We start from the raw sequence: 11,563 nt of genomic DNA on the forward strand, positions 1-11,563 counted from the left end.
CACTTCCTCTATCCGGTTATTTGATTGTTTCTTGTCCCACCACTGCGCCACCACCGGCTCGCCGCTGCGCCAGCCAGTATTTCGCTTCGTCCAGGCTCATACTGCCCGAACCGACACGCACACCAGCGCCCTGCACACCGGGGCGAGGCAGAGGCTTCGGCTTGTTTCTGCCTTTCTGCCCGTCTGCACTGCGCTGCCAGTTCGCCTCCACCAGCCGGTCAAACACCCCGGCCAGCAGCTGGGCTTCCAGCCCCCAACCTTGCGCGTAATGCCGCATGGTCGCCGAATCTGGCGGCAGGTTCACGACCATCGCCGCCACCAACTGTGCCCCATACTCCGCGGCAAGGGCGGCGTACGGGGCATGGTAGTAGCGGATGAGGTCAATCTCCACAAGCTCGCGGTTTTCCCGCAGGAGAGCCGCGAGCTTTAGGAGTTTGGGTTCAAAGCGTTCATCATGTCGGTAAAGAACCCGGTGAACAAGGTCATGGGTACACGCCCCGTCTCAGGGTCGCGTAGCGTGTCGAACACGTCCTGCTTTGCCTCGGCACCGAGCAATGACTCCACCGCGGAGAACATGCCTTTGGGGTTGCCTTCGTCAATCGCGAGCAGCTGCTCCATCAGCTCCGCATCATCCAGCGCTGCGGGGTCTACCTGCCAGGTCTTGCCGCGCAGCTTCACCTTCACGACCGGCGCGCCACCTGCAGCCTTCTTATCGCTGGTGCGGGTAAACGCGTAGTTCTTCTCCGACATGAGGGGTTTCCTTCCAAATCAAAAGTATCGGGTAGGGTTTCGTAGGGGAAGCGAGCGCGGCACGCCCCCCATGGTGTGCGCAGGCTGTGGCTCCAGAAACCCTAAAAGGGAGCCAACCACAATGCCACAACCAGAAGAAGGGGGCGTGCCGCAAACCTAAACCAGCCTCTTAGAGCTTGGTGCCCAGGTGCTTGTACGCCTTCACACCCTGCGAGTCAGGGTACGCGGTGACGGTCACCTGGTAGCCGACAGCCTCGCCGTTCTTGTAGGTCACCTCGCCACGCTCGGTTACCTGACCGTCGGGGATGACGATGCGCAGAACCTTCTTGCCGTCCAGGACGTCCAGCACGAACGTCTGGTGCGGGGACTGTGCGCCGGTCATTCGCACCAGCGAGCCGTTCGCAGTGGTGTCCGCGTAGAACAGCTTGAGTACTTCCTCGTTCGTCTCAATGAGCGTGAACTGGAAAGTGACCTTGTGCGAGGTCTGGATGACACGCACCACGTCGCCGTTCTGCCAAGCCTTAATCTCACTGGTGTCAGAGTCGATGCTCTGAGTTACCCCGTCCTCGCTAATGTAGCCGAGGTCCTTCAGCTTCGCGTCCACCGGGGCGGTCGCGTTAGCCGGGGTTGCGGTGCCGATGGCACCAACGTAAACGCCGCCGGTAACAGCGACACGCACATTATCAGCAACAAGCGCCATAATATGCTCCTTCCTGCCCCACAACAGGGGCTATAACAGGTCTGTCTGTGCGTTCCGGTACGTCACCGTGAAGTTCATCCGGAATCGCGGGATCTTATCGTCAGGGTCTGGCATCCATACCACACCCCCCACAGGCTCCACACCGTAGACCAGCACGCTCTGTCCATTACTTACGAGGATTTCCTGGTTCACGATGGTGCGCAGCGCACCCCGCAACGTCTCCGCAGCGTTGTACGCATCCTGCGCGGTGGAACCCCACACATCGGCAATAAATGCTCGTTGCCCATGCGCCGGGGACCCCTCGGCACCACCCGAAGGGGTGAACACCGCGAACACACCGTCCGGGCGCGGGTTTGGCGGCTCCGCTACATACACCGGGGAACTCCACAAGCTTTTTGCCTCCTTGCGGAGCGCTGCGAACACATCCGGAGCATACAACCTGCCAGAACCAACCTGCGGTGTCATCGGTTCCACCCGCCCACGGCCTTGGACAGGGCACCGTGCTTAGCTTCCGCCCGGACACCAGCGGCACCGGTCGGGTAGACACGCGCCACCGCTGTTTTCGCGCCAGCTTTCGCGGAGGACGCGAACCCGGCTCCGGCGCGAGCCTGAACCTTCGCCGCCTCCGTGTTCAGGGCGGCAAGCATCTCCGGGCTGGTGCGCAGCCCATAGAACCCCGCCAACGTCAGCTTCACCTTCGTCTTGCCCATACTCGTCTGTCATCCTTCCACTCGTTTGAGATTGATACGGTACCCCGCCTCGAATCCGAAAGGGCCGTGCGTGTAGTCTTCTGGCCAGCCGACGCACTCGTACAGCACCCCGTCCACGGTTACCCGGTCGCGGGGGCGGGTGAACCCGGTTGGAGCGTACAGGTCAAGGTCACGGCGAACCCCGGTCGCGGTATCCCGAATCTCAGAATCCGCGCCCGGTGGAGCCCACCCAAACACCTCAACCTGCACTGCAGCACTCCAGCCTCGTGTAGGGGAACCCCAACTATCAGGTGTTTCTTCAGTCCAGGCCGAGTGTGAGACCGTGAACCGGGGTTTGAGCCACCCCATGCACTTCACCTCCCATCCCGCAACCGGGGGCAGGGAATAGGTCAATGGTGGTGGCGCGTTGCGACCCGATACCGAGCAGCTTCTTCTCAGCTCGGGATAGGTACAAATCCCCGTTCGGGTTTGCGAAGCTAACCTGTTGGTTAAAAGGCCCCGCCGTCTGCGTCAAAGATGACGCACCCTCCACAAATGCCCCTGCTGCCATGGCGCGCTTGACCATCCGGCACGCCACAATCGTGATAGCCTCTGCCGGCAGGTTGAACCAGCCGGGCGCTGCCGCACGGATGAGTACGCCCGCATCCTCAAGAAGGACACGAGCATGCTCTTCGGAGCCCGGCGGCATATCCGGCCAACGCGCCCGCAACGCCTCCACGGTGACCTCGGGAAAATCATCCATCATCACAGGTCACGCACCTCCCAGCCCAGGTTAGAGGGTGTACTTCACGAAGTGGGCGTTGGACTCGATGAGCCAACCGAACTCTGCCTCGGCGCGAATCGCGACCAGGTTGTTCTCCCACAGAGAGACCAGCTGGTTACCGATAGTCACGGTGGACTCGGTGGACACATCGAAGTTGATGCCACCCACAGTGCCCCACAGCGCCTTCGAGAAGTCACCACCGATACCGACCACCGAACCGGCAGTGGTACCGTTCGCCACGGTATCAGCGAACGAAGCAGGACGACCCAGCACGGTACCGGAACGCACAGCAGCGGTTGCCACGGTCGGCTCAGGCACGAACAGCGGGCGACCGTTAGCATCCACCGAGGCATTAAACAGCGGCTCAGCAACGTCATCGAACACGAAGCCGTTGAGCTTCTTCTTGTCCTTCACCAGCAGATCCAGACCCGAGTTCAGGTCGGCAAAGATACCGCCCTTGTTCGCGGGAGAAGTACCGAGCTTCACAGTCTTGCTGGTGGAGGCGAGGTTAGTACCAACACCGAACGGGTTCGAGGTGCCGTGAATAACGGCATCGTCGAACGCGCGAGCAAACGACTCAGCGATCTCCTGACGAAGGACTTCCATGTAGTTACCGGGGTTCGCACGGACGACCTCGGCGGAGACCACCGCGATGGCGGCAATCTTCTTCGGGGTCATGGTCTTCATGGTCAGCCCCGCCTGGGTGGTGGGCTTCTTAGCGCCTTCTTCCACCCAGGAGGCGGTGGGCTTCTCAGTCAGGACGGGGATAGCCTCACCAGAGACAGAGAGAGGCACCTGACGTGCCAGAGACTGCACCACAGAGGCCTTCTGAACCTCTGCGAAGTATGCCTGCGCAATCTCGGGGCGGATAAACCCGGCGAGGTTGCTGGTCTTAGTTGCGGCGGTAATAGCCATAACGGTTTTTCCTTTCCTAGAAGAGGATTAGCTAGATGCCGAGGACGCCCTTGAGCTTGTCCAGTAGCGGGTCGCCATTGAGCGCAAGCCCCGCACCTTCACCCTCGGTCTTGATGACGGTGCGGTTACCCGCCGCACCACCGGTAGCACCGCCGTGGAGCAGCTCAGACAAGAGCGCCGCGTGTTCGGTTAGCTCCTTCTGCGTCTCCCCGCGCAGGGCGGAAGCGGGAACACCGTACTCGGCGGCGGCGGCTTCACGCCATCCGCGCACCTTCTCCGCGTGCTCGAGCTCGGCTAGACGCCCTTCTGCCTGCTCGGCACGAGTGGTCAGCTCGTCCACGGTGGCTGCCTTCTCGCGCAGGTCGGCGTAGTCGGCAAACTTTGCACGTTCACGCTTGAGTCGCTCGGCGATAATGGTGTCAAGCTGGCGCTGCGAGGTGATGGTGCGAAACGCGGGTTCCTCCATGTGCTCGTGCTGCGCCGCCGCGACATCCGCGGGGGTTACCTGCGGCTGCTCGGAGGCTTCTGCCGTCTCGACTGTGGTGTTCTCACTCATAGGGTTGCTCCTTGCTTCGTTAAGCACCAACACCACCCGGTGCAGACGAAAACTCGTCTACACGGGTGGTGTTGTAAAAAATATGTTCTATATTCGGTTATGCCGCCCAAAACCCCGGGCGGAAAGGGAAACTATGTTAGAAAGGCAGAAGCGCCAAATCGTATGGAGTGCCAGCATAAACATCCGGCAACTCACCATTAGCTACCTTCTCACGATACAACCTGGTTACTTCGCTATATTTGAAGGGGAATTCCTTAGCTTCGTTCCTACGCTTAATCTCTGCTAAACCCCACTCATATTCGGCACCGGGGCGTGCCACCGGAGCGTTGAAAAAACGCCCTTTCAGCTCAGCACGCATCCACCCCTCCGGAGTATTTGCATCAGATATGGGCTTCGTAAAATCGAACGGGGCACGCCAATACTCAGGGTCTTCACGATAATCGTAAGCTTCTTCTGCGATCTCGCTACTCATGGGGAACCTCCTGATAATATGCAAAAACCAGCGGGGAACCGTCAGGCATACTCATGACGTCTATTATGTCTAGCATACCACCTCGTAACAACAGAATTTCTCGCTGGCCCCGATATTTCTCTGTGTGTGTCCAGACCGGCGCGAGCCCAGACCCCGCAGGAACGTACACGTGCATCTGAACTCGTCCACTACTAGTTTTTACCCCACTAGGTTTATCAGCAGCAGCGATATACGGTCTGTGCTCTATGAATGAGCCTCGAAGCGAGTATATTTCCTCAATCTTGCCCACACCGAAAGTCTCTAATGGTGCCCATCGCGATACCGTAAACGACTCTAAGACCACAGACCGGTCAATCGCGCTATCCAAGTCGTGACGAAGCTTTTTCAGCTCACGAGTCCAGGGAATCTCACCCAGAATCGCCTTCTGCAGACGCACATAATATGGTGTCCCATCTGGCTGTTTACCTTCTGCCCAGCGCTGCAACGCTTGAGCATCCTGCTTGGTATGCTTTGCCGCCACACGTGCAGCAACACCATCTCCAAGAGGGATAGTCTCACCCTCCCATGCCAGAGCCGCCGATTTACGGCCGTACACCTCGGGAAACATCGCCCCCATCTGCAATGCCACGTCCCGATCAACAAAGCGTGTTCCAGGCTTCGACTCCGCACGCAACGCTTCAACAGCCGCATCATACCGAGCCTTATACACGCCAGGATCGTAACCCTCCACCGGGTTCTTGCCCTCAAACCCGGGCACCACCTGGCAATCGCACTTGTAATGGAACCGCATAAACATACCGGCGCTTTTAGGGCTAGTGTAGACGAACCCGCGCGAAGCGAGCATCTCGCACCAGGTGCAGGTGGAGCCCACCGGCACACGCCCGAAACGCTTCGCCGCCGGATCTGCCACCGCAAGCTGCGTGACCTTCTCACGCCCGGCATGTTTGATGAACTGGTCGAGTCGCTCGGATAGCACCGCCAGTGCACGCTCCACATCCACGTTCGGCTCTTCTAGCCACTGCGAAGCCCACCAGACAGCAGAGCTCAACTTCCTGCGCTCCACCAGCGGCACCTCAACAGAAGGCAACCCTGCGGCCTCCCCCACAGCGAGCTCCCGCAGATACCGGTACCATTCCTCCCCCGAAGCTTCAGCCTGCACACGGTATCCGTCCACCAGTGAGATGAACATGCGGCGTGCTTCTTCACGCACCAGCTCCCACGGTGCACCCTGCTCAACAAGCTCCCTGATGCGTGCCTCAAACAGATCTGTAGCCTCCGCCACGATACCGTTCAAGCCTTCGGCGAGGTACCTAATATCCTGCATTTCCATACCGGGGGTACCTCGCTATCATTCCGTTATTCTGTTACTTCAAACTCACCCAGCGGTTGCTTCGCGAGCTTCTCCTGCCACTGCGCCTTCTCAGCATCCTTGCGTTCCTTGTACCGCTTATAGAACCCAAGAGCCTGGACGCCTTCGGCACGCCGCTTATCACTCATGAGCCGCTCCGCTGTCGCTGCACTGTATCCGAGCTTCTCCAACACCACGCCGGATTCCGCGAGCCACGGCATGACCTGCACCTGCTTCAGCACAGCATCCGCCGCAGCCGCATCCGAGACATGCACCGTCGGTGCGAAGTGCGCCTGTACAGTTGTTGCCTCCTGGGCGGTCTCCCACCCATGCTGCAAAGCCACCGTCAGCACAGCAACCTGACGCAACGCAGACTGGAACCCCCTGATACAGCGCTCCGCCGCCAGCCGCAACGGGTCGCGCTGCGACTGAATTGCTGAATCACTCGAAGGGTTATCAGAGGGAAAACCAAGCTCATCCAACGGGATAGACGACTCCGCCGCCAGCAACGCCGCCCACTGTCGCAACTGCTCAGTGTGCGGTTGCATCGACATCTGTGAGAACTGCTGAATCTGCGGCAACTCACCGTTCTCATCCCTGCTAATCGCGAGCATCTTCGACATGACTGCGTCCCACTTCGACGCTTCCAGCGCCTCCGGGTCTGCGCCCAAAATAGCGCGCTGCGGCGTCGAGAAAAACTCCGCCGCAACCTCGGAACGCACAATCGTACGCACCGCCGAATCCGTGAGCGACATGACCGCCCGCGTAATCCGCGAGCGCCCAAACGGGCGGCGCAGGTCAGCCCCCACCACCAGAGCAACCATCAAAGGACGCCCCACTGGGTTCGGCAGCACAACAGCGGTAGCCTCAGCACGCTCACCAGCCGCAGGGAACCCGAGCACCACCGTCTTATCCGGCAGGTACACGGTCACCTCACGTACCGTCACGTCCCCAAACTCGTCCGTATCCGTACGGGTCACAGACAACCCTGCGGCGAGCGAGCGCTTGCGCTGGTCCCACAGTCCGGTAGCCCAGTGAGCGCTACGAGGTAGCCAAAGGACCTCCGGCTCGCCCGCCTCCGTATCACCTTGGGTGACCGTGATGAACGCGCACGAATTAATCAGAGCGGAGGATGCCGCCTGGGCGAACACCTCCTGAAAATCGTTCTGCGCCACCAACTCATTCAAGCCAAACGGGTCGGTATTGCTCTCATGAGTCGAGATGAACTTCTCAAATCGGATACGGTCAGCAAGTACATCCACGGTCTTGGCAGGCCATCCGAGCACTGAATCGATATTCCGCAGCTGCGGAGGAATCGAGATGCCCAGATCTTTGAGTCCTACACGCTGGTCGTAATAGTTCTGTCGTACCCGGTTCCTGGCGCGCTTGGCCTGTAGCTGGTCTCGCATGAGCCGTAGCTGCGCCAACTCGGTGGGCGTAAAAATATCCCCACCATCGGCGGGGATAGGGAAGAAGTCACTCATACGCTAATCCTTTGTTTCCGTGCGGGGTTGCGTTTGGTTACGCGTGCGCCCCAGTAAGCCAGCGTGGCAGCTTCAAACATCGTGACGCTACCGCCTTCTGCAGCTTGCCAGCCGAAACCTCCTCGGTTGCCAATCTTTCGGCGGGTACAGGAGAGCACCTGCTGGGTTAGTTCAGGCTGGTTGCTGTGAGCGAGGTCCTTGCCGATGATTGCCTGCTCTACCGTTGCGTGCGCAACAATGACCTGGTCCAGTGATGGCTGCCAGATGAGCGTCTTGGATTTCACGCCTGCTTCACGGAGCGCGTTCGTAAGGTAGCCGATACCCGCCTTGCCGTCGATGACAATCTGGGCGGCGCGGGAGGCATGCGCGGCGAGGAAGTCTACGAGCCAGCCGGTGCCATTGGACAGAGGTTCAGATCGCAGGCCCTCGATGAAGATTGGGCCGCCAGTATCCGGGCGGCGAGCGACAGCGAGCGCGACTTCCATACCGTCGGGCGAGAATCGCACACCGAATACGGTGCGGCCCTCCTTGGGGGCTTCGCCCTCGCAGGCGTGCCAAGCTTCAGGGGTGAAGGCTGACTGGGTTGCTGTGGCTTCGTCCCAGATTCCGAGTGCCTCACGCCTGAATGAATCGGGAGTGAGGTTCTTGCGCATGCGTTCGATTGCGACGGCGCTGACTCGGGTCGGGAAGGACGGGTTGGCTTTAGCCCACTGCTTCTTATCGTCGGCTCGGGCTCCGGGGTCGGCAGCGCACTCGATATAAAGCTTGTCCTTATCCCCAGCGAGCGACTCGGCGCGGTGACGGGTGAACACCTCACTTGGGTCGGTCGGCTTCGGTGGCGTTCCCATCATCAGAACCAAGCCGTTCGGGGCGGCGTTGGTCGCAGGGAGCATGTCGTCAAGCGCTTTCTCGGTGAGAATCTGCGCCTCATCGAGAACAATGACGTCCACTTTTGCGAAGCCGCGACCAAAGCCAGATTCGCGAGCGCCGAAGAGAATTCGTGAACCATTCGCGAACTCTACGGCTTCCTGGCCGGCACCGCGGCGGACATGGGAGATGAACGGGGCAACCGCCGGGCGAGCCGCGATGCCCTGCATCGACTGAAAGGTTTCGTTGTGGGTGCGAGCGCGGTGCGCCGACCAGAGGACGAGCGTATTCGGAGAAGCGATGCATGCGGCGAAGATAAAGCCAGCAATCATGTGGGTCTTGCCGACCTGTCGAGGCAGGCTCAGTGCGGCGCCACCCACGCCTGCGGCGTAGAACCCGTCCTTGCGCTTCGCGAAGATGAGCTTGCCAATATCAATCTGCCAGGGGTCGAGTGGGTAGCTCATCTTCATGAGCTGCCGGGCAATGGACGGCCAGCCGGTCGCCACAATTCCAGTAGGTATCTTGAGCTGTGCGGCGACCTCAGAGAGTGGACGGGTCGAAGGGGGCATCTTCTTCATGATGGTGCTCTCCTTCAATCTCGGTCCCGTACTGCTGCTCTAGCTGTTCCAGCTCCTCGATGTCCTTATCGAGATCCTGGAATCGGCGTGCGAGCGCTGCGAGGTCACGGGCCAGCGTGTTTGGGTTGTCGATGTGCGCGGCGAGTTTGCTGCGCAGGGCACGGAGCCTGTCGAGGCGCGTGCCGGTTGCGGTGGCATGAGAAAGGGAGCCTTCCTCTTGGGTGGCTCCCTCGAAATCGATAGGTTCGAGTTGCTTAGGCTTGCCTTTACTCAAGGTATCACTCCTTGTCGAACCCGTATTATGTGGAAATTTGCTGTGGATATATCGCTATCGCCGGAGGGCGCGAACTCGTCCCCCGGGGGAGGGGGTACCCCCCTGGTCCTGTTTGCTCCAGGTGGCTTGCCCCGGTTGATAATGTCCCCCTTATAGCGGTGAGAGGTCACCGGCTGGGGTGTGTGGTTGGGGCTAAAGGATCAGCGTTGTTTTCGGTCGAATCGGTTCAGCAACTCTAATCGTCTTGCGAGCTTGAGAGCGTTTACCTCCAAGCTTTCCGCCGAGTCTCTGATTGCATTGGCGGCAGATGACACGGGTATTCTCCACAACATCTTTGCCACCTTCAGCGTGAGCTGTCACGTGGTCAAGCTCGGGACTATTCGGTTGCTTCGACCTGTGCCAATCATAGGCAACGAAACAAATAGGACAGCGCATGTCGCCGCGTTCAAAAGCTGCGGCGAGTTCCTGCTTCCGGAGGTTCTTCCAGCGGGCGGTTCCGGTGCGGCTAGTCGCCATACGCTTCCTCCTTCTTCCACTATTCATTTGTAGCTTGCGGGCTGGTACCTGGTGGGGGAGGCTATTGCTTTCCCTCCTCCCCCACCAGAGGAAGAATCCGACACGACTGAACATGTCTCCCGCATCATTACCACCCCCCTGCTAGGCAGAGGACACACCAGTGGTAAGCGGGATAGTCTAGCGTCATCATCCCCACCTGTGCAACCACCCCCGTTACACACCAGAGGACAGTCTAACCAGCGTCTCCTCCTCCTCATCGGCAGATAGCAGATTCCAGAGGAAAGCACGCGGCCAAATCGCAGAGCAAGCAGAGCACTCGACGCGCTGAACCTGCTCCCCCTCGATGTCCCAGACAGCTACCAGGCATGGCTTCTGCACCGTCGCCCCGAATTCATCTCGACAAATTCGGAGCTTCTGGTGGCAGACAGGGCACACGCGGTCTATCGGTGTACGGCGGGTAGGTTGCAGATACTCCTGAATCTTTGACTGCCACTCGCTCCATTCCTCGCCAATCCAGATCAGAACAGGAAGACTAGCATGAGCGATATGAGGCATGACGGCACGCATAGTGTCAGCTGGAGATTTCCCCGCAGGTACCCCCACAGCTGTCGCAGTCTCCGCAGCAGAACGACCCACCGCAGTCCACAAATCCAACGCCGCCACATCCAAGGGCGAGCGCGACCCGGCAGATGAAGGACCTTTCCCGTGCTCGGTACCCTGTTCAACCACAGCCTGCCGAAGCTGATCTAGCAACGCCATTTCCAACGGAGCATCTTCGAGCGCCTCAGCTGATGCCCCCATGTCCTCAGCTCGAACGTGGGCAAAGGCCAAGACATTCAGGGTGGCTCGCACCCGGCGGCGCATCTCAGCGACATCTTGCTCAGTCATTGACTCAGCTCCTTCACGATTGCTGTCCACATGTCAGGCCTCCACACTCCAGCGTCCTGGCCAGCTGAAGCGAGCGCATCGAGCCACTGGACTTGTGCTGCGGAGACTCGCCCCTTCATGGTCTTCAATTCCCTGAATAGGGTTCGCCGCTTGAGGGGGTGGACGAGGACCAGGTCAGGAAAACCAGCCGGCGACCGGCGGGAGTCATGGGTGTGGTAGTGCATCCATCCCAGGCGGGTTGCCAGGGTGATGATTGCTGATTGGAATTGAGCTTCAGTCATGGTTCGTGCATTGAGCATCAAATAGTCTTGTGCTTTCACTTCTACCTCTTGCTAGTTCGGCGGGGTCGAGCTCGGCGATGACGAGGACGTTTCGATTCTGAAGTGGTTAGGTTCTTATCGGCTTTACCGTCCCGACCCGACCCGGCGGATTCGAATCCGTCACCCTCATGATTCAAATCGATTCGGAGTAATTGGGAGGAATTCGCCGCCTGAGTCCCAGCGGAAGGTTCAGTTAGGGGGGCACTCTGCTCGCTACCGCGAGCGGTGCCCTGCCCGTTCCCGTCCCGTCCCGACCCGGCATATCCGAATCCGTCACCCTCATGATTCAAATCGATTCGGAGTAATTGGGAGGAATTCGCCGCCTGAGTCCCAGCGGAAGGTTCAGTTACAGGGGCACTCTGCTCGCTACCGCGAGCGGTGCCCTGCCCGTTCCCGTCCCGTCCCGACCCGGCATATCCGAA

General features: G+C 59.7%; 16 protein-coding genes. All 16 read right to left on the minus strand.

Annotated elements, in window-relative coordinates; translation table 11 throughout:
- Positions 1 to 16 precede the first annotated feature (16 nt).
- Entirely contained in the window at positions 17 to 391 is a 375-nt protein-coding gene (locus AB8C10_RS06805) for a DUF5361 domain-containing protein (protein ID WP_297606711.1), read from the minus strand.
- Between the two features lie 35 nt (positions 392 to 426).
- Entirely contained in the window at positions 427 to 750 is a 324-nt protein-coding gene (locus AB8C10_RS06810) for a hypothetical protein (RefSeq protein WP_368867276.1), read from the minus strand.
- 169 nt (positions 751 to 919) lie between these two features.
- Positions 920 to 1,450, minus strand: coding sequence for a hypothetical protein (locus AB8C10_RS06815; protein ID WP_070676424.1), 531 nt, complete (start codon positions 1,448 to 1,450; stop codon positions 920 to 922).
- Between the two features lie 30 nt (positions 1,451 to 1,480).
- Positions 1,481 to 1,840 (minus strand): hypothetical protein, encoded by a 360-nt coding sequence (locus tag AB8C10_RS06820; protein ID WP_368867277.1) that lies wholly within the window; start codon positions 1,838 to 1,840, stop codon positions 1,481 to 1,483.
- A 71-nt stretch (positions 1,841 to 1,911) separates the two neighbouring features.
- Positions 1,912 to 2,160 carry a hypothetical protein gene (locus tag AB8C10_RS06825; protein ID WP_070676428.1) on the minus strand — a complete coding sequence of 83 codons (249 nt, stop codon included), beginning with the start codon at positions 2,158 to 2,160 and terminating at the stop codon, positions 1,912 to 1,914.
- 298 nt (positions 2,161 to 2,458) lie between these two features.
- Positions 2,459 to 2,905 (minus strand): Gp19/Gp15/Gp42 family protein, encoded by a 447-nt coding sequence (locus AB8C10_RS06830; protein ID WP_368867278.1) that lies wholly within the window; start codon positions 2,903 to 2,905, stop codon positions 2,459 to 2,461.
- A gap of 27 nt (positions 2,906 to 2,932) precedes the next feature.
- Complete coding sequence (locus AB8C10_RS06835) at positions 2,933 to 3,838, minus strand: phage major capsid protein (protein WP_303975796.1); 906 nt, start codon at positions 3,836 to 3,838, stop codon at positions 2,933 to 2,935.
- Between the two features lie 31 nt (positions 3,839 to 3,869).
- Complete coding sequence (locus AB8C10_RS06840; RefSeq protein ID WP_368867279.1) at positions 3,870 to 4,394, minus strand: hypothetical protein; 525 nt, start codon at positions 4,392 to 4,394, stop codon at positions 3,870 to 3,872.
- A 136-nt stretch (positions 4,395 to 4,530) separates the two neighbouring features.
- Complete coding sequence (locus AB8C10_RS06845; RefSeq protein WP_070593333.1) at positions 4,531 to 4,866, minus strand: hypothetical protein; 336 nt, start codon at positions 4,864 to 4,866, stop codon at positions 4,531 to 4,533.
- Positions 4,859 to 6,196, minus strand: coding sequence for a VG15 protein (locus tag AB8C10_RS06850; protein ID WP_368867280.1), 1,338 nt, complete (start codon positions 6,194 to 6,196; stop codon positions 4,859 to 4,861). The genes AB8C10_RS06845 and AB8C10_RS06850 overlap by 8 nt, the downstream gene beginning before the upstream one ends.
- A 26-nt stretch (positions 6,197 to 6,222) precedes the next feature.
- Positions 6,223 to 7,698 carry a phage portal protein gene (locus tag AB8C10_RS06855; protein ID WP_368867281.1) on the minus strand — a complete coding sequence of 492 codons (1,476 nt, stop codon included), beginning with the start codon at positions 7,696 to 7,698 and terminating at the stop codon, positions 6,223 to 6,225.
- A complete protein-coding gene (locus AB8C10_RS06860; protein WP_368867282.1) occupies positions 7,695 to 9,143 on the minus strand; it encodes a hypothetical protein in 1,449 nt (482 codons plus the stop codon). Before AB8C10_RS06860 ends, AB8C10_RS06855 begins: the two co-directional genes overlap by 4 nt.
- Complete coding sequence (locus tag AB8C10_RS06865; protein ID WP_368867283.1) at positions 9,106 to 9,417, minus strand: hypothetical protein; 312 nt, start codon at positions 9,415 to 9,417, stop codon at positions 9,106 to 9,108. The genes AB8C10_RS06860 and AB8C10_RS06865 overlap by 38 nt, the downstream gene beginning before the upstream one ends.
- Positions 9,418 to 9,609: 192 nt before the next feature.
- The gene (locus tag AB8C10_RS06870) at positions 9,610 to 9,933 is read right to left on the minus strand and encodes an HNH endonuclease (protein ID WP_070676444.1); all 324 of its coding nucleotides are present in this window, start codon (positions 9,931 to 9,933) and stop codon (positions 9,610 to 9,612) included.
- A gap of 213 nt (positions 9,934 to 10,146) precedes the next feature.
- Positions 10,147 to 10,821, minus strand: a complete 675-nt coding sequence (locus AB8C10_RS06875; protein WP_368867284.1) for a DUF7341 domain-containing protein — start codon at positions 10,819 to 10,821, stop codon at positions 10,147 to 10,149.
- On the minus strand, positions 10,818 to 11,120 hold the full coding sequence (locus AB8C10_RS06880) for a VRR-NUC domain-containing protein (RefSeq protein WP_368867285.1): 303 nt from the start codon (positions 11,118 to 11,120) through the stop codon (positions 10,818 to 10,820). The genes AB8C10_RS06875 and AB8C10_RS06880 overlap by 4 nt, the downstream gene beginning before the upstream one ends.
- Positions 11,121 to 11,563: the final 443 nt, after the last annotated feature.

The sequence above is a fragment of the Rothia mucilaginosa genome (assembly GCF_964210535.1).
Classification (GTDB): domain Bacteria; phylum Actinomycetota; class Actinomycetes; order Actinomycetales; family Micrococcaceae; genus Rothia; species Rothia mucilaginosa_F.